Source organism: Psychrobacter nivimaris, from assembly GCF_009812035.1.
Classification (GTDB): domain Bacteria; phylum Pseudomonadota; class Gammaproteobacteria; order Pseudomonadales; family Moraxellaceae; genus Psychrobacter; species Psychrobacter nivimaris.
Map to the genome: position 1 here is coordinate 136400 of NZ_VZIZ01000013.1, position 19233 is coordinate 155632.

General features: G+C 44.3%; 29 protein-coding genes. 8 read left to right on the plus strand and 21 right to left on the minus strand.

All coding sequences use genetic code 11. From position 1 onward, the window contains the following. Window positions 1-16 precede the first annotated feature (16 nt). Genes FQV37_RS05690 through FQV37_RS05705 form a run of 4 tightly spaced genes read right to left on the minus strand, consistent with a single transcriptional unit; the run spans window position 17 to window position 886 of the window. Window positions 17-208, minus strand: coding sequence for an ogr/Delta-like zinc finger family protein (locus FQV37_RS05690; RefSeq protein WP_160021625.1), 192 nt, complete (start codon window positions 206-208; stop codon window positions 17-19). Between the two features lie 12 nt (window positions 209-220). Then, window positions 221-382: a hypothetical protein gene (locus FQV37_RS05695; RefSeq protein ID WP_160021626.1), complete on the minus strand. Its 162-nt coding sequence runs from the start codon at window positions 380-382 to the stop codon at window positions 221-223. Continuing rightward, window positions 375-653: a hypothetical protein gene (locus FQV37_RS05700; protein ID WP_160021627.1), complete on the minus strand. Its 279-nt coding sequence runs from the start codon at window positions 651-653 to the stop codon at window positions 375-377. The genes FQV37_RS05695 and FQV37_RS05700 overlap by 8 nt, the downstream gene beginning before the upstream one ends. Before the next feature lie 26 nt (window positions 654-679). Next, window positions 680-886 (minus strand): hypothetical protein, encoded by a 207-nt coding sequence (locus tag FQV37_RS05705; protein ID WP_160021628.1) that lies wholly within the window; start codon window positions 884-886, stop codon window positions 680-682. 118 nt (window positions 887-1004) lie between these two features. Here FQV37_RS05705 and FQV37_RS05710 point away from each other — a divergent pair, with 118 nt between their 5' ends. Then, on the plus strand, window positions 1005-1445 hold the full coding sequence (locus tag FQV37_RS05710) for a helix-turn-helix domain-containing protein (RefSeq protein ID WP_160021629.1): 441 nt from the start codon (window positions 1005-1007) through the stop codon (window positions 1443-1445). A 68-nt stretch (window positions 1446-1513) separates the two neighbouring features. Here the strand turns inward: FQV37_RS05710 and FQV37_RS05715 are convergent, their stop codons facing one another. Then, window positions 1514-2200: a hypothetical protein gene (locus tag FQV37_RS05715; protein WP_160021630.1), complete on the minus strand. Its 687-nt coding sequence runs from the start codon at window positions 2198-2200 to the stop codon at window positions 1514-1516. Window positions 2201-2391: 191 nt separating this feature from the next. Then, window positions 2392-2565, minus strand: a complete 174-nt coding sequence (locus FQV37_RS05720) for a hypothetical protein (protein WP_160021631.1) — start codon at window positions 2563-2565, stop codon at window positions 2392-2394. A gap of 124 nt (window positions 2566-2689) precedes the next feature. Between FQV37_RS05720 and FQV37_RS05725 the strand changes: the two genes are divergently transcribed. The 5 genes from FQV37_RS05725 (at window position 2690) to FQV37_RS05740 (ending at window position 4927) form a co-directional block, all read left to right on the plus strand. Then, complete coding sequence (locus FQV37_RS05725; RefSeq protein WP_160021632.1) at window positions 2690-2992, plus strand: Arc family DNA-binding protein; 303 nt, start codon at window positions 2690-2692, stop codon at window positions 2990-2992. 29 nt (window positions 2993-3021) lie between these two features. Beyond that, window positions 3022-3624 (plus strand): hypothetical protein, encoded by a 603-nt coding sequence (locus FQV37_RS05730; protein ID WP_160021633.1) that lies wholly within the window; start codon window positions 3022-3024, stop codon window positions 3622-3624. A gap of 8 nt (window positions 3625-3632) precedes the next feature. After that, window positions 3633-3755 (plus strand): hypothetical protein, encoded by a 123-nt coding sequence (locus FQV37_RS14295; RefSeq protein ID WP_277342683.1) that lies wholly within the window; start codon window positions 3633-3635, stop codon window positions 3753-3755. Between the two features lie 160 nt (window positions 3756-3915). Next, window positions 3916-4113 (plus strand): hypothetical protein, encoded by a 198-nt coding sequence (locus FQV37_RS05735; RefSeq protein WP_075106277.1) that lies wholly within the window; start codon window positions 3916-3918, stop codon window positions 4111-4113. After that, window positions 4079-4927, plus strand: a complete 849-nt coding sequence (locus FQV37_RS05740) for a DUF6414 family protein (RefSeq protein ID WP_160021634.1) — start codon at window positions 4079-4081, stop codon at window positions 4925-4927. The genes FQV37_RS05735 and FQV37_RS05740 overlap by 35 nt, the downstream gene beginning before the upstream one ends. Here FQV37_RS05740 and FQV37_RS05745 read toward each other — a convergent pair. Further along, window positions 4924-5103 carry a hypothetical protein gene (locus tag FQV37_RS05745; protein ID WP_160021635.1) on the minus strand — a complete coding sequence of 60 codons (180 nt, stop codon included), beginning with the start codon at window positions 5101-5103 and terminating at the stop codon, window positions 4924-4926. The two genes, FQV37_RS05740 and FQV37_RS05745, sit on opposite strands and share 4 nt — an antisense overlap. Window positions 5104-5353: 250 nt before the next feature. On the opposite strand from FQV37_RS05745, the gene FQV37_RS05750 reads away from it, so the two are divergent. Together FQV37_RS05750 and FQV37_RS05755 are read left to right on the plus strand one after the other, a co-directional pair. Next, window positions 5354-6208 carry a hypothetical protein gene (locus FQV37_RS05750; protein WP_160021636.1) on the plus strand — a complete coding sequence of 285 codons (855 nt, stop codon included), beginning with the start codon at window positions 5354-5356 and terminating at the stop codon, window positions 6206-6208. Further along, window positions 6195-6629: a hypothetical protein gene (locus FQV37_RS05755; RefSeq protein WP_205962057.1), complete on the plus strand. Its 435-nt coding sequence runs from the start codon at window positions 6195-6197 to the stop codon at window positions 6627-6629. Before FQV37_RS05750 ends, FQV37_RS05755 begins: the two co-directional genes overlap by 14 nt. Before the next feature lie 4 nt (window positions 6630-6633). Here the strand turns inward: FQV37_RS05755 and FQV37_RS05760 are convergent, their stop codons facing one another. The 14 genes from FQV37_RS05760 to FQV37_RS05825 form a co-directional block, all read right to left on the minus strand. Next, window positions 6634-7656, minus strand: a complete 1023-nt coding sequence (locus FQV37_RS05760) for a contractile injection system protein, VgrG/Pvc8 family (protein WP_160021638.1) — start codon at window positions 7654-7656, stop codon at window positions 6634-6636. After that, entirely contained in the window at window positions 7653-8078 is a 426-nt protein-coding gene (locus FQV37_RS05765) for a phage tail protein (RefSeq protein ID WP_075106271.1), read from the minus strand. Before FQV37_RS05765 ends, FQV37_RS05760 begins: the two co-directional genes overlap by 4 nt. A gap of 20 nt (window positions 8079-8098) precedes the next feature. Next, window positions 8099-10591 (minus strand): phage tail tape measure protein, encoded by a 2493-nt coding sequence (locus tag FQV37_RS05770; protein WP_160021639.1) that lies wholly within the window; start codon window positions 10589-10591, stop codon window positions 8099-8101. 79 nt (window positions 10592-10670) lie between these two features. Next, on the minus strand, window positions 10671-10787 hold the full coding sequence (locus FQV37_RS05775) for a GpE family phage tail protein (RefSeq protein WP_075106269.1): 117 nt from the start codon (window positions 10785-10787) through the stop codon (window positions 10671-10673). Between the two features lie 8 nt (window positions 10788-10795). Further along, window positions 10796-11131 carry a phage tail assembly protein gene (locus FQV37_RS05780; protein WP_160021640.1) on the minus strand — a complete coding sequence of 112 codons (336 nt, stop codon included), beginning with the start codon at window positions 11129-11131 and terminating at the stop codon, window positions 10796-10798. Between the two features lie 82 nt (window positions 11132-11213). Then, window positions 11214-11741, minus strand: coding sequence for a phage major tail tube protein (locus FQV37_RS05785; RefSeq protein WP_160021641.1), 528 nt, complete (start codon window positions 11739-11741; stop codon window positions 11214-11216). A 38-nt stretch (window positions 11742-11779) separates the two neighbouring features. After that, entirely contained in the window at window positions 11780-12379 is a 600-nt protein-coding gene (locus tag FQV37_RS05790; RefSeq protein ID WP_160021642.1) for a phage tail sheath C-terminal domain-containing protein, read from the minus strand. A 50-nt stretch (window positions 12380-12429) separates the two neighbouring features. Further along, complete coding sequence (locus FQV37_RS05795; RefSeq protein WP_160021643.1) at window positions 12430-13722, minus strand: hypothetical protein; 1293 nt, start codon at window positions 13720-13722, stop codon at window positions 12430-12432. 287 nt (window positions 13723-14009) lie between these two features. Next, complete coding sequence (locus FQV37_RS05800; protein ID WP_160021644.1) at window positions 14010-14561, minus strand: phage tail sheath protein; 552 nt, start codon at window positions 14559-14561, stop codon at window positions 14010-14012. A 31-nt stretch (window positions 14562-14592) separates the two neighbouring features. Beyond that, the gene (locus FQV37_RS05805; RefSeq protein ID WP_160021645.1) at window positions 14593-16788 is read right to left on the minus strand and encodes a phage tail-collar fiber domain-containing protein; all 2196 of its coding nucleotides are present in this window, start codon (window positions 16786-16788) and stop codon (window positions 14593-14595) included. A gap of 9 nt (window positions 16789-16797) precedes the next feature. Then, complete coding sequence (locus tag FQV37_RS05810) at window positions 16798-17328, minus strand: phage tail protein I (RefSeq protein WP_160021646.1); 531 nt, start codon at window positions 17326-17328, stop codon at window positions 16798-16800. Next, on the minus strand, window positions 17321-18211 hold the full coding sequence (locus FQV37_RS05815) for a baseplate assembly protein (protein ID WP_160021647.1): 891 nt from the start codon (window positions 18209-18211) through the stop codon (window positions 17321-17323). Before FQV37_RS05815 ends, FQV37_RS05810 begins: the two co-directional genes overlap by 8 nt. Beyond that, window positions 18208-18597, minus strand: coding sequence for a GPW/gp25 family protein (locus tag FQV37_RS05820; RefSeq protein WP_160021648.1), 390 nt, complete (start codon window positions 18595-18597; stop codon window positions 18208-18210). The genes FQV37_RS05815 and FQV37_RS05820 overlap by 4 nt, the downstream gene beginning before the upstream one ends. Next, on the minus strand, window positions 18590-19216 hold the full coding sequence (locus tag FQV37_RS05825; RefSeq protein ID WP_160021649.1) for a phage baseplate assembly protein V: 627 nt from the start codon (window positions 19214-19216) through the stop codon (window positions 18590-18592). The genes FQV37_RS05820 and FQV37_RS05825 overlap by 8 nt, the downstream gene beginning before the upstream one ends. Between the last annotated feature and the right edge of the window lie 17 nt (window positions 19217-19233).

Genomic DNA, 19233 nt, shown 5'->3' on the forward strand with positions numbered 1-19233 from the left:
TGGTTTGGTAGTTTGGTTAGGCATTTGCGCTGATTGGTTTGTCTTTCTGCACGTCTGGCTTGACTATCGAGCGTACATACTCTTGCTGAGTGACGAATATATGTCCGCATTCATCGTTTTTGCAGCTGTGTTCTATATCGCGTAAGTAGTCAGTAATGACGCGGGTACGCAGGATTAAACAGTTGGAATGACAAGCTGGACAGCGCATATATGACCTCTTTTAGTGTTTGACGATGAGTTGTAACTCTTTATCTGTTTCAGCGAGTGCTTGTCTCAGTGCCCAAGCGACAAACTCATCGACGCTTACTCCATGCTCGGCAGCCTTACGCTCAAGTAAGCGCTGCTCTGCAGGGGTTGGGTGGATATAGACATCGTTAGGCATGGCTGGTGACTCCTGAGGTACTGACCGGTGCTTGTGTCATCGCCCAAAAGTGACCTAATGGCATCTCGACTGTGTTTTGTGATGGCAGTATCATAGCGATAGGTTGTTCATGAAATACCAGGTCATGGATCTTGCTCATGGCTAGCTGTCTGACCAGTGTGGCCATCTCGATACCCGAACGCTCGGAGTGGGCTAGTAATATCTGGTAGTCGTAGTGATCGACACTGATTTTGATCGGGTTATCGCGTAGTTTTTTGGTGTTTGGGTTCATGGTTTGGTTTCCTTCTTGGTTTGGTTTTAGTGTTGCTTGGACTGCTCTAGCTGTAGACCAGCCTGATAGCGACGGTATGCAACATAGCTCATGGATCGAACTTCATTACCAGCTGTGCTTACTAGCTCTTCATGTTCATTTGGCGTTAGCCGTAGCTGTATGGGTTTGCGTTTACCATCTTTTAGATGTGGCAGCTCTCCCTTGGGTGTTGCCTGTAATGTTGTTTCAGTCATTTGGTGTTATCCTATAGCTAATTGAAAGCGTGTTAACGTGGTACGGTTTAATAATACAGTCAAATGAACGTATTTGCAATCATATTATACATTCAAACGAAAATATAAGGGGTGTGCTGTGGAGTCAATTGAAGTGGGGAAGCGCTTAGAAGCAGAGCGTCAGCGTTTGGGCCTTATGGCAGTTGAGGTCTATGAAGAGCCAACTATCAGAATTGCTCAAACAACGTATAAGAACTATGAGACAGGCAAGCGTGATATGCCCTCATCACTACTAATTAAGCTATGGAATATTGGGTTTGATGTGATGTATGTCTTGACTGGTCAGCGTTTAGAGGATATTGCGCTTGACGTAAGATCTCATAAGGATCTGCCGTCATATCATCAGAGATTGATCAATCTACCCGATATACTGGATCTAGAAAGCCCTTCAGATAGGCTGTTGGGTGCGATGTATCACGCAGAGGAAGCGTTGGTACAAGCCGGGGCAAATGCCAATGAAGACTATGACTATAAGATACTAGCAACATTAGGACTGGGTTTAATTGATACAGTCAAATGAGGCAATTGATTAAATGGTAGGCACAAAAAAACCAGTCACTCGGACTGGTTCCTTATACTATTGAGCTGTTAAAACGCATTGTCTGACATATCTTTTTGACTGTGTACCAAGTCCAGTAGGTCGCTGCTGGTCATACTGATGCGAGCGCTAGGGTCTGCAACATGCAATGTCTCTGCCATGTCAATAATGATGGTACGTAGCGACTGAATCGTGTCTCTGTCGATGGTTTGCTGCTCATACAGCTCGAATGCTTTGGTTTTCCAGCTTTGTTCTGAGTCTGTCTCAGGCTGCGTTGGCAGAGCAAGATCTACTTGTGACAACTCTTTTGCGAGTTTGTCTGTGCCAGTATTACTGTTTTCTGAGCCTGAACATTTATAAATCAGACGTATCGCAGTGATCCTTTGACCATCCAGTTCTGAATCCAAATGGACAGTCGATGGTTGTAACAGCTGTGGATCTGTTAAATCATATAGAGCATCAATGATCTCCATGTGTGTAATAAGCTTGTGGCAGTGCGTGTTTATAAGCTGCTGCACTTGATAGATATCAATCGTCCTTACATTGGTATCACTAGGACTATGATCGGTCTTGATACCATCTGCTTTGGCAAGTGCCAATGAAAAGAAAAACTCACTGATTATCTTGTCGTGCTTTTTACTGATATCTTTTTTGGTGCGGTGGCTATAAACATTGTCTCTTTCTATTGCTGTACTGGATTTTATTTTCGTTTCTTGTGCTGTGTTATACTTTGACATACTGATTAACTCCATGAGTTATTTGGTTAAAAGAGTTAACTTTAATCAAGTTAATTGTTTTTGTGGTGAAGGCAGACCGAGTACTTTGGCGAGTGCGGTCTGCCTTTTTTATGCGCTGACATAATTGCAGGTGACGATATAGCAACTGCTGACTGCGTAGGTAAGTATTGATCTGCTGGGTGGTGTTAGGTCTATTTAACATTGCCGTCTTCTTTTTGTTGTTTAATCATTGCTTGCTCAAGGTGCATATGCATTTCAGTAGCTAAGGTGCGATAATTTTTAGCTGCATTGTCTTTGAGCCATTGGTGTAGATCTTTAGACATTCTCAATTTGTAGGATGAAGGACGACTGCGATTAACTTCCATAACTAAAACCTTTTTTGAGTAAATTAAAAACATATCCACTGGATATGTTTTAAGATTATACCCAGTGGATATTATTGTCAATACCCACTGGGTGTGGAATACTGACTTTATTTTGAGAGTGTCTATGACTGACCAACATACAACGGTTCAATACCAGCTTCGATTACCTGAAGAGCTAAGAGATAAAATAAAAAAATCCGCAAAGGCGCATAGCCGATCTATGAACGCTGATATTGTTGCCCGTCTTGAATCTAGTTTTGCGATAAATGAAGTATATTTCCCTGGGTATATACCTGGTTATGACAGTGGCGAACGTTATACTATCGGCAATGATTTGTTTGATGAAGCTGGATTAACTAAAGAAGAATTTGTTGAGTTTGTTCGTCTATTCATTAAGAAAGGTCTACATGAAGAAGGGAATAAATAACTGTGATTTACTTTAGGAAAGAATTTTTTGTGGGAGTTTTGGCACTTGGCGTGATTGGCTGTAGTGATCCTGAACCTCAAGTCATCGATATGAACGAGGTTGCCGCAGAAGCTGGACTGTCAGAAGATGATTACGTTGTTCATGAAAATGGGGCAATTGAGATTAAAGGGTCTGAAGATAATTCAACGGCAGAGAACAAGGTTTTATGGTATCAAGATGATTTAAGCGAGCCTGTTGAAACTGTGGGCATGCTTGATGGGAAAGCTATTTTGGCTAGTGCAGGATTAGAACCGGCCGAAGTGGAAGACTCTGTTGATACTGAAGGTAAGCCTAAAAAACTGTACATCATGAATGACGAAAGCCCTCTATCCGCTTGGTTTTCTCATAGCCCAAACAATATCTCATTAAACTGGTATATGTATTCAGACGAACCTAAAACTACTGAGTACAGCCAACAAAGTTTAAAAGATGCTTATAAATTGGCTAGGGCTATGGCAGGTCGTGAGGGTGCGGATGCCGTTATGTACTTGTCAAATGGAGGTAAATACCGTAGTAAACCAGTAGGTGGGCATCCAGCTACCGGCCAATGCAATAATGGGATTTGCTTCATTCATATAGATTTAAAAAGTTAAAAAATATTATGAATTTACAAAATATAATATGGATGACGCTTTGGCTTGAGCACTTTTTGCAAAATGCTGAGTTAGTTGAAGAATTGCCATTTGGCTGGTGTGTCTATTGTGAAGCGGTTGATTGGGACTGACAAAAGTTAAATAGTTATTGATGAAAGCGTGTCACGATGGTACGCTTTAGTAAATAATGGTCTACAACTGTAACTATTCGTCCAAACGAACATATTCTTGTGCTATCCTCATATGTGACAAAAGAAAATATTTAGTAAAATTAACTATTTAGAGTCCATCATGTATAAAAATGACAAGCAAGCAAATAAGAGTGATAAAAGCAATTCAGGTATACCTGAAAACTTTTTGCCGTCTTTTTTGTCTGAATTCAGTGACCGCTGGAAGCGCTTTGATAAAGAATTTGATGAGATGGATGAGCGAATAAAAGAGCGAAAGAAACTAAATGGCAAAGCAACAAACCACGAAATCGATTTATGATTTTATATATCTAGATATAGATAGAATTCATTCTTATTACGCTCAGCTTATGGATGGCGTTCCTAATCAGAAAACATCTTCTAGTCGTGAACAGAAAGATTTTACTTATAAAGTAACAGCTGGTCCTCGCGATATTTTGCATACGGAAGGTATAAAAGGAGATAGTAAAGAAGAGTCTCTTGACCAGTTGATGGATATGCACCATGTTTTACCACGAGATATGATCAACCTCCTTGATGAATACAATCTAATTTCTAAAAAACTAGCTGCCAATAATTTAGGTAGATTAGTCATGATTCAAGGATTAATCAATTTTGCGGATTTTGAAACGCTCGGTAAAAACTCCGATAATGCATTAGATGCTCATAGACAACTTAATCAGGAAGCTGGAGAAGAGTTTTCAGATGAAGAAGAGTCTAATATGAAGACCGTTTTTAATGTCATCAATGCATACCCAATTGGCGTTCAAGCAACTATGCAAGTGAACAGTGGTACAACACAACATGCTTGGATGGCGTTAGATAAAAAATACTTAACATCGGCTCATTTGGTGTCTGCGCTTAAACATAAAACTCTATCTTCGGAAGAGTTCGTAGTTCTAGGTATCTTAGATGCTATACCTGATAGATTCGTTAAAGAAGATGCGAAAGATTTAGAGAAGTTCAAGGGTAATCTAGTTAAAGCAAACCCTTTCTTTCATGCTCTTTTTTCAATGAGCGATGCTTACAAGGAAATTATCGGCAGGCCGGATGATTTTTATGGGATAACTCCGATCTCTATTTTCAGAGTAATGAGAGCTAAAATAGAAAATTAAACCCCAGCCTCACACTTAATACCAGTACTGTAATCGCCAACCGATAAACCATGACTGACCTCAACGACCATCCATTGATGCTGATCGATATATGGTCTAAAGCCTCGCACTGTCGTAGGGCTATCAGCAATAATATCAGGACGCGCTACTGCTAACGTCAAATCAAAGCTCGCCACTTGGCGGGCTTTTTTGTTTGCGCTCGCTTTTTTTAAGGATGAATTCTATTAGATTTTGTTGAACTTAAAGCTTGAATGAACAGAAGTTAAATACTGATTGATGAAAGCGTGTCATAGTGGTACGCTTTATTCGTTATCAATCTATTGTGAGCCAGTTGATACTGGCTCATTTTTTATTTTTGCATACGACAAATAGTGACGAGTCTTACCCTTTCGCTCTTGATGCCAAGCCACATGTACAGGATAATAAATGTCTACCACGGTCGAGTTTTATAAAGTAAGTTTTTTTGAAGAGCCTGAGCCAGATGAGCAGGGTAATACTATAGCAATCAGTGATTGCTTTAAAAAATTACTTATAGGCAATCATAGCTTTCAGGACAGTTATGACCGTGATTTGTATAAGTTCCAGTCAATTGATGAAAAGTATGTATGTGGCGTTTTTAGAAAAGTAAGAACAGGCGAACCCATAAAGGTTGGAAAGGCATGTACTGATGGTTGGGATGTAGCTATGAGTGATGATGAGGGAAAATTTGAAACTAATCATCTGGTTTACATTCCTAATAAGTGTATAGTTGCTTATATTAGGAATCATCATGGCAACCATTACAAAAGACTTGAAGATTGTTTAAATAAAGCATTCGGTGTTCAGGTTGAACTTTCACCCTTATTGACAAAGGGCACTTTGGAAACGCTTTTAAGTAATAAATCTGTCACAAAGCTACAAGCAAATATTCCGGTGAAACCTGACCTGATACCTGAGTATGGAGATAACTGGAGCACAGAAGCTATACAGGCACTGAGTAAGTCTGGAGCAGACACAGTAAGAATCGAAACTAATATCAATCTAAGAACTAGGATGCCAGGATCTATCAGTAATCCCCTGCTTGCTATACGTAATTTTTTAAATCTTGGGGCTACATCTGCCAAAGTAGAAGTGATAAACATAGACGGTGAGAAAGATTGGATAGACCTAATTGCAGATAAAATTGAGTACACTTTTAAGGACTACAAATATTCAAAAGAAACATTGCCCGATAAGAGTGTGTACGAAAAAATAATTAAAGCATATTTGGATAGACTCGATGAGATTAATGAAGCGTATTAAACCTTATAGTTGGCTGCTTTATGGTGCAGTAGCTGGGGGGCTCATATGCTATTTTTTAAGAGGTTTTTTTTTCGCTCAAGAGGCTGATTTTATCAAGGATATATTCAAGGTTTTGATACCTTTGTACGGTATCTTGTTAGGTTTTTTGCTTACGCTTATTGCAATAGTTGTGAGCTTAGTCGGAACTAAGCTAGTTTCCAATCTGATAAAAACAAGTCACTATAATAACTTGTTGAGTAACAGCAAAATTTTAGCTTTGCTTTACTTTTTTACTTTGATTATTGCTGTAGTAGGATTATTTGTTCAAAAATATCAAATTCCTGTATTCATCCTAGTTATTTTTTTATCAATAATGATTATAGTTTATTCATTGCGTACTGCTTATAAGTTTTTCCAAATATTTCATAATGTTGGGCGTTAAGTAGCTAAACTGTTTCGGTTAAACCCGCCTCGCACTTAATGCCAGTACTATAACCACTGCCTGATAGGTCATGTGTCACTTCTACGACTGTCCATTGATGCTCATCGATATATGGTCTAAAGCCTCGCACCGTCGCAGGGCTGTCAGCAATAATATCAGGGCGTGCCATCGCTAACGTCAAATCAAAGTTCGCCACTTGGCGGGCTTTTTTGTTGGCACTCGCTTTTGCCTTGGATACCGCCTCATTTTTTGACTTGGCCGGTTTAGTCAGTACATGAGATTTGTCATTGGGTAGGGCATCTAGTGGTTTGGATTTACCATCCTTAACGCTGATATGCTTAGTCTTACCAGTCTTATCATCATGATAGCTCGATGTCGTCTCGTCATAGTCGCTGGTACGATCGGCGCGACTATAACGATGACTGTCCCCAGACTGACGAGTGATAGTGACTGCTCCCAATGCCGCCCCTGAAGGTGATCTTGCATTGGCAATCGGTTTAATAATCAGCCGTCCCGCCTTAATCGTACACATCAAATCATGGTCATCACAAAGCCTGGTCAATAGATTGATATCACTCTCACGGTGCTGATCGATATGATCGATCATTATTGCTGACACTGCATTATCAATGGCCAATATCAAGTCATGACGTTTGGCCACACTCAAAGCTATTTCACCAAGCTTGTGCTGATGATAGCTGTCACTGCGTTTTACTTTCAGAGATGATTTAAAGTCAGCGGACTTGGCGCGGATCTGCAGCTGGTCAGGTGTGCCACTGTGCTCGGCTTGATCAATGGTAAATGTGCCTTTGTCTATCATATCGCCAGTATCAGGCATCGCGAGCCATAGCCTTATCTTATTACCATTGGTAGGTAAGGGCAGCGCCGCGTCATGATCAGATAGTGTGAGTGATAATTCATCTGCTTCAGTACCCCGCTTGTCTGTCATTGAGAGACTAATCAGACGCTTCTCAACCTGCGCTGTGCGATCAATGCCTTCGATTGTCAGCTTGAATAATTTTCTCATACGTCAGCTCGATCCTGGTCTAAGATGGCCACTTGCTCACGCTCGCTATCATCTGCCAGCTTGAGTGCTAAGCTAAAACTAATTTTGCGAGCAGTACCATCTGATAATAAGTGTGATTGAGTCTCACTGATGTCAGTGATATAGCACATGCCATAGTAGTAACCATTGCCATTCATGAGCGCGTAGGTTTTACCAGTCGCCGCCATATCTCGTAATTCATCTAATGAGACGATGCCCTTCGTGATCTCTGGATAGAGCGTACCTGATAGCGATATGTCGTCGTTATCTTGGCCGATATACTGCATATGCGGTCTGGTACCGACAGCGTTGCCGGTACCAAAACGATAGCCTGATTTGCGCGATATCTCATCAAATGCCGCGCTGGTGGTCTCAAATACAAACAATCCTAAACTGGCTAACATAAAATAATCCTTATATGCCCTTAATCAATATCAGATAAGCGGCTACGCTCACGTGCCATTTGATTGCGTTGCTCACCAGCCAATACGCGCTGGACTTCACGCGCTACGGCTTGCGGATCGGTTGCACCATGAATGTTTATAGTGATATTGCCACTGCTCATACCGCCCATCATCGCCATACTAGACTGACCGCGAGGTGGCAAGATAGATTTTCGGCTGTCGATACTGATCGGTGCATAATCATTGATTTGGCCAGCGATAGATTTGGTTGCACTGACGGGAATACCAGCATTGGATAATATGCCACGTCCTAAGCCTTGCATCATATAACCGCCATAGCTGTCAAAGACTCGGCTAGGGCTGTGAATGTCCATCCCTTTTGAACCCGTAAATGCACCCTTGATACGTCCAACGATATTGCTGATTGAATTGATAACCGCTTGCGCCCTGCCTAAGATGCCGTTTTTTAGTCCTTCGAGCATATTGGCGCCGTACTGCCTAAAAGTAGCTCCTAATCCAGCCAAGTAACCCCAAACGGCAGCAAATGCGGTCATGAATGACGCGACTGGATTGAAATTAGATATGAAGGATCTAAGTGCCTGAATACCCATATTAAATATGGCTTTGATACGTTCCCAAAGCGCCGCAAACATCGGCCCTAGTGTGTCCCAGTTCTTATAAATGGTAAAAGCCAGTACTGCTAATGCTAGGCACAGTGCCAAAATAGGGTTGGCCATTAGCGTGAGCGTCAATGCTCTGACAGCACCACCAATCATACCGAATGCTTTGGCCAACAACCCCAACGGTGTCAGTGTCGTTGGTAGCCCCATCGTGATCAGTGATGCACGTAGTAGTGCCATAGGTCCTAAGATGGTTAGCATGATTGCGCCCAGACCACCAATGACGACTGCACCAATGGCTAACGTGGCGAACATTGTCCCTAGTACTGACATTAGCTGTGGATGAGCATTGGCGAACGCGGTCAAACGTTGGGTCATCGCCGTAATAGACTGAATGAACTCACGTAGCGCACCGCCGTTGGCATCAAAAATAGAGGTTCTAAGGGCATCAATGGCCGACGTCATCGCTTTGTAGTCACCTGTTGTATTGTCGCCCATCGTTTTTGACAATCCAGCGGCTTCTCCTTGAGCGTTTTGCAAGTCAGTGATTAATGTTTGTAACTTGCCATTGCCAGCTTCAGCAACCAAGACAGCTAAAGCGCCACCGGCTTCTTCTCCCGCAATGCCTTTGAACAATTCTGATTGTTCTGCATTACCCAAATTTTTACTTTTATCGTGAATCTCTTTTAATATATCTGGCATTTGGCGCAAGTTGCCATTTGCATCGGAGGTCTTGATACCTAGTCTATCAAGTGCCTCAATCGTCGCTTTTGGGCCTGCTGCCATTCTAGACATAATAGCCCGCATCGCTGTACCGGCCATACTCGCCTGGATACCTGCATCGCCCAACTTACCAGCCATTGCTGCTGATTGCTCTAATGACACACCTAGTAGTGCGGCGCCTGGCGCGGCATACTTCATGGTTTCGCCAAGCATTTCAATATTTGTGTTTGAACGGGTAAAAGTACCTGCTAATACATCACCAAGCTTACTCATCTTAGAAGGGTCGATCTTCATGCCTGAGAGAATATTTGACGCGATATCAGCTGTTCGGTCTAACTCCATGCCACCAGCTAAAGCAAGATCAAGCATCCCCGGCATAGCAGCTTTTACAGATTCAGGGGTAAAACCAGCCATCGCTAAGAACGTCTGTCCAGCCGCGGCATCGGCTGATGTAAAGCTGGTAGACGCTCCTAGCTCTTTGGCTTGTGCAACCAGTGCTTGATACTGTGGACTGTTTTTATCTAGACGGGTGACCGCCTGAACTTTACTCAAGTTCTGTTCCAACTCAATACCGGGCTGAATGAACCGTGCACCGGCATAGGTTGCTGCTGCACCGCCTACGGCCAGTCCCACAGCCTTATTACGCATATCACCCATTTGCTGTGATTGACGTTCAAGCTGTCGAACCTCGCTCATTCGCCGGCGCTGCTCTGCCAGCTGTTGATTGGTGCGCTCGATATTACGCGCAAGATCACGCTCATGATCAGATAGATTATTGGTGCTAATACCTGCATCTGATAAACGACCGCGTAACTGCTGTAAATGCTGCCGTTGACTATCAAGGCGAGTATTCAAACGATGAGACTCACGCCCTGCAGCCTCGAATTGGCGTACCAAGGCTGCGCTAGGATTGGCCGTATCGCGCATTTGCTGCTCTAACTGCTGTAGTCGGGCACGGCTACGCACAGCAGCCTCTGAGGTATCAGCTAGCGCTTGTTTTTGTTGTCTGAAGCTATTAATCAAGCCTTGCTGTGACTGAAGTTTACGCGCTGCTTGTGCTGTCTCACCAAACTGACGACCTAAGCGATCGGCTTGGCTACTGAGTGAGCGCATGGGTGCAGTCATGCGGTCGATAAGTTCTATCTGTGCTCGAAAGCTTAGGTCTGCCATGTATTTGCGCCCACTTTATTGTTGATATCAATGATGCTGATGTTGTCTTGGTTCCCTCATTGGTGAAGGAACCAAGCTATCATTCATCAGGGTTATTACGGATACGCGCTCGTTCACGCCAATCAGCAAGCTCTTCGATCGTCATGTGATACATCGCGTCTGGTGTCCAGCCGAACACCAAGGCGATGTCTGCCATGCAGTCTTCTACGCGGTTGGGATAGCTGCGGTTTCGGTTTCGGCTTGCAACTGATGTTTCGCTTTGGTAAAAAAACCTGCAATAGTTAACCCCACATCCATCAAATCAGCGGCATCCATGTTTTTGACTTCATGCTCATGGATGACTGGATTACTGATACGAGGGAGTACTACGGCTAGGGCATCGACTTTGGCCATTGAAATATCAATCAGTGATTGGCCACGCAAGTCACCACCCATCGGACGACGCAGGGTAAATTCTTTAATCTCTTTTTGCTTGTCGCCAGTACCGCGAATGATAGGGTAGTCAAGTTCGATCGTTGGCATTTCTACGTTGTTACTCATGGTGTATCCTTAATCAGTAATTTTTAGTCGATGTTTTAATCAAATAGGTGTCTGGTTTGGCCACTTAATTTGTATGATCAATTTAGACGGTGGCAAACATTCCCATGGCTTCACGGATCTCTTTTAGTCGGTCTTCGCCATTGACGATACACTTCATGGCCATGGCATCAATTTCAATGATATCTTCACCGTCTACGACCAGCTTGTAATACGCCAGTGCATACTTGAACGACTCTTCTGTGTCGTCGCCTAGCTTGGCGCTACCAGGGTCGATCTCTTCTAAGCGACCACGGCAGTAGATATCGACAGCTGACACACTGCAGTCATCATCACGCTGATAAGCACCTGAATAAGACAAGACGACCTTATCAATACCAGCACGCGCAAAGTCGCGGTACAAATCTGCTTCGTGGCCACCGCATTTGATGGTCATCTCCATCGCTTCTTGGCCCAAATCTACCTTGACCGGCATATCCATACCACCAGCGCGATACTCTTCGAGCACGCGAGTCAGTTTGGGCAGCTCAATCTCTGGGATCTGACCTTGATAGCGCTTTTGGTTACCAAGGCCTTTGTAAGCCATGAAGTTCTTTAATTTACGAGGTAACATAGGGGTTCCTTTTTAGTAATAGGGTCGTCAGGTGGCTATTAGGCCGCTGCTGCTACCAAGTCGGCAAAGTTGACCAGGTATGTATCGGTGATCGTCTGGTTCAGGTTAAGGTTTTCGAGGTTAGGCACTGGGGTAAAGTCATAATCAAGATATAGCTTGCCTTGCATCAAAAGCGTTTCGCTGTTTAGCTCAGTGTTGTACCAACACTTTGCACCGATTAAATAACCGAAGTTAACCATCTCCTGCAGCTTGGCATTGATGGCACGAATGATGTCACGCACAGTCGTTGGTGATAGCGGCTGATCGATAAACTGAAAACAGCCATTGATAATGGTATCGAGCAAAAACTGTGAGGTACGCACGACTGGCTCAAACATATACTCAGGCTGATCAGAGCAAGTATGACTGCCCCAAAATCTAAAGCCGTTATGCTGAATCAGGCTGGTCACGTCATTGGCATTTAAATATCCGACTTCAGTATCAGGATCTTCTAGATCCCAGGTACGTGGATATTTGATGCCACTAACAGTATCAATGGCAACGTTGGACAGCGACTTGACGAAACTATACTGGTGCGTCTTGTCTAAGTGAGCACGTAGAGCTGCGGCCACGGCGATGATAGGGGTTACTTGGGTCATGGTTCTTTCCTTAATACATAAAAATTAATTTAAAATTAGCTATCGCTCAGTCAAACGCCATACAACGCCGCCCGTACACCAACATCGTCGTAATTAGTCGTGCGCGAACCATTGAAGCTGACATCCCAGAAGCCCGAGAGCGCAAAGTTACTCCAATTGCCACCCGACATCGGGCACAGATCGTCAACGCGATTGTTATAAAAACGGTCATGACCAAATAGATCTGTGCCAGACGTACTATTAACGCCAGTAGCAATAGGAATGCCCGCGCATGAGGCTTGCCAGTCTTTACCTGTCATCGCACTTGAGAATACTTGCTGTGTACCGTTGCCCATCTTCATACCGCGAGACGTACCTGTGAGCGCACCAATACTAGCACCCAGTGACTCATAGTTTGCTGCGATACCCGCTGCACCCCATGCGTCATTAGCAAGCGTCGCGCCACTGGTTAGCGCTGACGCCTTAGCAGACGTTTTGAGCGCGTAGAATGTACCCGACAACTGGGTCACGCCTAAGCAAATCTCGTACATATTGCCGTTAAGGTCTGCTACACCGTTGCTTTGTCCGTTATGCGTAGTTTTAGCAAACGGCAACGCCGAACCCGTCTTACCTGCTTTTAGATAGCCTGTGGCTGTGTACTTAACCGTTGCATCGTTAACGTCACCCAACGCGTCGTTGTTACAACCCTTCGGATAATTAGCAACGCCCGTTGGGTCATACCATGCACAGTTATCAATACTTGTTGCTGCTTGCGCGTGTGCCATACTGAGTAATGATAAAGCCCGCTGAACAAATAGCGTTGTAACAAAAAACTCTGAACCCCGCGTCTTAACCGCATCAATCGCCCCCGCGTAAGTGTTCGCTGGTGAGCCTGTTAACGCACTAAATGGGGCATTTGAGCTAGACGATGATAAAGGGATGCCGTTTTTGATTGAGCTAGCAATACCGCCATTATTACTTGCTTGATATTTATCAACAAAAAATCCGTCTTTGATTTGTCCGCCGTCATAAAACGCTCGATGTAGCGCATACCCTGCCGCATTAGCAGCCTCTACGCTATCAAAGTCATACTTAGATTTAACATCGCACGCATTTAGACCGTATTTAGTAGCGCGTGGGCTGTCTGCACCCCCCCAACGATAATAAAACATAGGTATCCAGCACATAATAGAACCATCACTGTGTTGGTAATTACCATAATTTTCATGACCTGCCGTGGTTGTACCTTCCATCTCGCTCATGCCAAGCGGTAGTATGTCCGTAATGCCTACCCCAAATAACGCCGTGCCCTGTATACCGATATTGTTCACTGTTGCATCAACTGCTGGCGTAGCAGGTTGCACGGCTTCGCTTGCTACGCTGGTCGCATTTTCTGCATAACCATCATTATCTGTAAATACTGCCTCAACGGTGATAGCCTTGCCGACTTGTTCGGTTTTTAGAGTGTACGTTTTAGCGGTTGCGCCGGGTATAGCGACATTATCAGCAAGCCACTGATATGCAAAGTTAGCGGGTACGCCGTTTGGGTCTATAGCGGTAGCAGTTAGCGTTTCCCCGACCTTAGCTGTTCCTTCAATGGTAATACTAGCGTTTTCATTACCAGGGGTTTCAGGAACGGTAGGCGGGGTCTCTACTTTCCCGGCTCACCAAAAGCCCCTTCAACTAGCATCAACTCACGAGCAGCGAACGTATCGCGATACGCGGCAATATCTTCTTTGACCGTAATCAACGTGCCGTCTTCAGCTCGCGGTGATGCATACACAAAAGCGCGGCGTTTTTTGGCGATCTCAATCAGCTTACGTGTCATATCTGGCGTATCAATTTCAGGCGCGATCAAGATCTTTGGCGTCACACCAAGGCGAGATTGGCAGCTCAGTAGCGTATCTACTGTCGTCAGATCGACCGGCTCAGATACTCGCAGAACAACGACAGTCGTATTCTGGATAGATTTAATCGTGCGTAAGCATTGATGCAATAACTGGTCATCACTACCTGCGTTAGTGACATCAGTCGTGGTAATGCCGGTCAGTAGTACCGGCGTATCAAGAGGATAAGCGGTGTCATCAGCGTCCGCACTAGTACTGATAAGTGCTATCGTGCTCGTGCTGACGGACTTGATGATCGGTGTGATATTGCTACTCTCAGTAGCGGTAATACCGTGGTGGTACGTGGTTAATGCCATGATTATTCCTTTGACTTGTTGATTGATTAAATTAGCGACCTTTAGTGACGCCGCCTGATAAATTGTTGATAGTGACGTTGCCTTCTTTGATATAACCTGCGAGACCGCCTGTGGCTGAATCTAAAACTTTAAGCATGTTAGCATCTGTTTTTTGCACTTCAGCGCCATTGGCGTTAAAGTATTTGGCGATGTTGCCAGCCTTACCAGACTCACCCAAGTCACCGCCATCACCGCCTTGATTACTCACTATGTCCGATGAAGCAATGACAGTTATAAATCTAGCTCCTTCATTGTCACCTAATTTATAACCACCTACGCCATTGCTACCACCGATGCCACCCTTGTCTATAGTAGCCGGTTGTGACATAACCAAATCGCAACTAATACTTCTACTTTGACCACTGCCATTGTTTACTCTTATTTTGTGCTTTGTGCCTGTAACAGAGGTTGAAGCATAAAATACATAGCGTTTATCGGCAGATGGCGAAGTACTAGCGCCAGTGCTATCTATAGTTGCATCACCACCAACCGAAGAAATGCTGGCACTATTCACAAGGATAGCGTCTAACTCTCCGGTATAACTAGCTTTAACAGGGAATCTATCATCCTGTAGATACGCTAACAAAGATGACTCATTAGGACTGTTTAATCCAAGTGGTGCGCCACCGCCTGAGCCACCGCCACCACCGTTTGTTTGATTGCTATAATTATGGTTTTCAAAATTTTCGTGTACCCACGCGCCCATACCACCACCGCCGCCGCCGCCGCCCGAAATAAGAGAGTAGTTTTCAATATGAATAGCTCGGCTTAGAGATTTGATAGCAGTACCGCCATTGCTACCATCTATAGCCACATCTTGGGCAAACGGTAAATCATACTTATACACACCAAAGATTCGAGCACTACGCCCACCATTACCACCACGGCCTAATATCCGACCATGATTTTCGATAATAGGAATTGCACCTACTGGCCAGTTGTCACCTTCAGTAATTGCTGGTTTTGTTGTATCTGGTGCAATAATGTCAACGCCTTCGTCTACGATAAATCGCACTGTCTCATTAGAGGAAGGATAGCTACCTGATTGGACTCTGTAATACTCAGCTAGATCAATACCATTGATGGTTGATTGACCAATATGCATAACAGTTTCGTGATGGCCAGCATCGTTAATAGGGACATTGATTGACAAATTAGCCGGTGCACCGACAGACAGACGTACGTGCTTTTGTGATTCTTCGGTGTTGTCATCAGATGTGGTTATGAAATTAATAACGGCTTGGCCATTCTGTAAAATAACTGTACCGCTATCTGTTTTCTCAGGCGTAGTAATGTCATTACTACTACTATTCAGAGCACCTTCTTTTACTGACCAATTAAGAATCTGGCCATCAGGAAGATTATTAGCCGTTACGGTAAAGCGGACAGTATCACCTTCATTGATTGAATTTTTATCAGCAACTACTTTCCAGACTGTTTCAATGACTTCATCTGGATTGTAGCGTTCAAACTTATGTGAAGTTTGCAGTGGATAGACGTGAGGACGCTGCGCATTGGCAAGTTCAGTCATACCTAGTTGACCTAAGATCACGCTGTGATCTTTGATAGCATCATCATTCGGATCAGTGGCCAACATAATCTTGCCGGTAATGCGCCGCCAGTAAGTAGCGATGCCTAACAGCTCATCGAACATAGGCTTAGGGTTTGTAGCCGTGTGAGTATCATACTGATAGCCAAATGGTATCAGCGTCCGCAGTAAAAACTGGAAGCGTTCATTCACCCAATCACGAGTAGCACTAACTACATTGCCGTCCATCTCAATAACGACAGTGGCCAAATTATCAGCGGTAATAGTAAATACCAGCTCCATATCACCACCAGCGCCCTCTGTCAGCGTTGGGCGATAGCCACCATGAAAGTTACCAATGTAGACAAGCTTGCCGCTGCTATCCGTGATACCAACCTCATGCAGGTTAAAGCCGCCTACGTTGGACGGTACAACTGCAGATACTTCAGCGGTCGTGTTATTGATAACTTTGACTGATGCAACTGGCAGCTTTGATGTTTGATGGACAAGCTTTGTTTGATTTAATCGTGATTCGGGCAGATATGGCTGATCATTAGCATCACCTAGGACAACGTGAGTTAGTGCAAGCTGTGAGTTCGCTTGTGCATTGGCAATAAAGGATTTGCCATGGTCAGTGAGTAATACATAATAGTTGGCCATTATTAATACCTAAGTGTTTGGAGTTGATAGATAAGTAGTATTGCCAGTCCGACAGGCCCCAGCGATAAAGAAATTCGTGGTAGTAACTACGCTTGCATCGATAGAGAATTGATCACGCGCTGACTTGACGCTATCTAGTGCGGTATAGATCTCTTGTTGCTGTTGAACGCTCACGCGACCGCTAGTTATTTTTACTGTAAAGGTATAAGGCGTGCCTTTTGGATATAGCTCATGCCATGCAAGCAAACTATGACCTATTCCTAGGTTTTCCATCGCTTGCGTCAGTGTGTTTTTAGTACCGCGCTGCGCGTTAAAAGCTCTTGCGCCTTTCACAACGTCACGCTTTTTAGCTTCTGTCCATTGACCGTCCCAATATTCGACACGGCGTGACCAAGCAAGCCACGGTAAAAAAGCTTCAGGGCAGCTATCAGCATCAATCAAACGAGCAAAGGTAACAGGTAACGCATCAATACGCTGAGTTTGAGTATCAAGCGCTTGCTCAAGCTTGGTACTGTTTTTTGGTAATAGCGCATTAGACATCACGGTACTCCACAGCACTGATCGTCACGTCGATACAGTTGGCATATTTGCCATCTGGCAAACTGATATCAGCAGTAGGTTGTAAGAGGCTGACACGTTGGACACCCGCTTGATGTAAGGCGTGATATAAACCAGATAGCGTGACGTCATAACCCAAGTAGCGTACTTGCTCGATATATTTATCAAGCTGTGCACGGGCTGCAGCAATGACCACGTCTTTGTCTGGGCCCGGATAGAGTGTCAGTTCCGCTTGTAAGCTCCAATCCTCTGGCTGACCAGCCGCAATACGCACGCTATCGGTAAAAGGCCGGCGCTCATCCGTATCAACGGCCAGTCTTACTTGTTCACGTAGTGCATCGCTAGCGATCGCATCATTATGGCTTTGAACATAGACCGTCACGCGACCAGGGGAGGCGGTAACGACACTTGCATCACGAACATCGCCATCAGCAGACAGTGCCCAAAATAAATAAGCGCCTTTACTACCTGCAGAGGCTCGTTCAGGTTCTAATTGGACACGGCGACGTAAGGCAGTATCAGATTCCATGACATCAGGGATCGGTGGGACAGCATTAGGATTACCAGGCTCAACCAATAGACGAGTCACACCAACACCAGCGGCAAGATGATCAAGGGTTGTACCAGTGGTATAAGCAAGCAGCATTGATTTCGCTGTCTGGTTAATATGATTGGTCTTAGACATCAGACGATAAGCAAACAGCTCAAGGATCTTGGTCAATGGCTCGCTTTCAAGCGTTAATGCAGCGGCAAGTTGTGGATCTTTGGCTGTCAATTCAGCTTTAAGGTCGGCAAGCTCTGCTTCAAAATCTAAAGGCGTTAAAATATCAGGGGCAGGTAGGCCAGATAGATCAATACGGCTCATAGCGCACCGCCTAATGACAGATAAGTACGTTCAATCTTTTTACTAATCACATAACGATATTCAATCATCAAACTGGCAACGCCTTGTGAGGCACTATCGTCAGTCATCAGCTCAATGCGAGTTGGTGTGACACGAGTTTCCCAGCGCATGAGCGCATGAATGACGGAGGCGCGAAGCTGCATAATAAAATAGGCATTAATAGGTGCGTCAATTAAGAACGGTAGCAATGAGCCGTAATCGCGGCGCATGACACGACTACCGATAGGCGTCATCAATATATCGCGGACGCTTTGTAAGATATGATTGGTCTGGTCAATACGCTGACCAGTACTGCGTGACATGCCTTTGACATTAATCACAGTGACGTTGTTATCTTGATTAAGCATTAACGCCCCCAGTAGTGTCTGAGCCAGACTTAACGTTTTTATGACCGTGGTCTAAATACGGTTGGTCATTAATAATTAATTTTCCGTTTTGATTGATGGTTTGACCATTTAATTTGTAATTGCTACAAGAAACCTCATAGTTATCACTAGCCACACGATAATTAGTGCAATGAACACCAATATCGATAGCAGACAATAAAATGTAACTTGAATTAATATTTGTAGTAGATTCATCGGGTAGGCTCACTGATAAGTTATGTGTAGCATGGTTGTAGGTAAATGTCGCGCCATCGTCGCAATGGATCTCAAACGTATCAGCATTGGCAGACGGCATTGGCTGATCATCATAATCAAACGATGTCGTTACCAGTCCAGTCGACAGCTCACCAGTCTCGCTAATAACGAGAACTTGCTCACCAACACACGGTGGATTCCAAATTTTGACCTTACCGATGCGAGCTGCTGAAAACTTTAGCCAGTCGGTCTCTAACCCATCTATCTGCACCCGGCAACGAGCATTAGCATGATCGACGTCTGTGACAATGCCTCGATTGATAAAACTTTGGAGCCGGCGCTCGTTTTCGATAGGGGATGTATTCATGACGTTATCGTCACTCATTGCGATTCTTGATACAA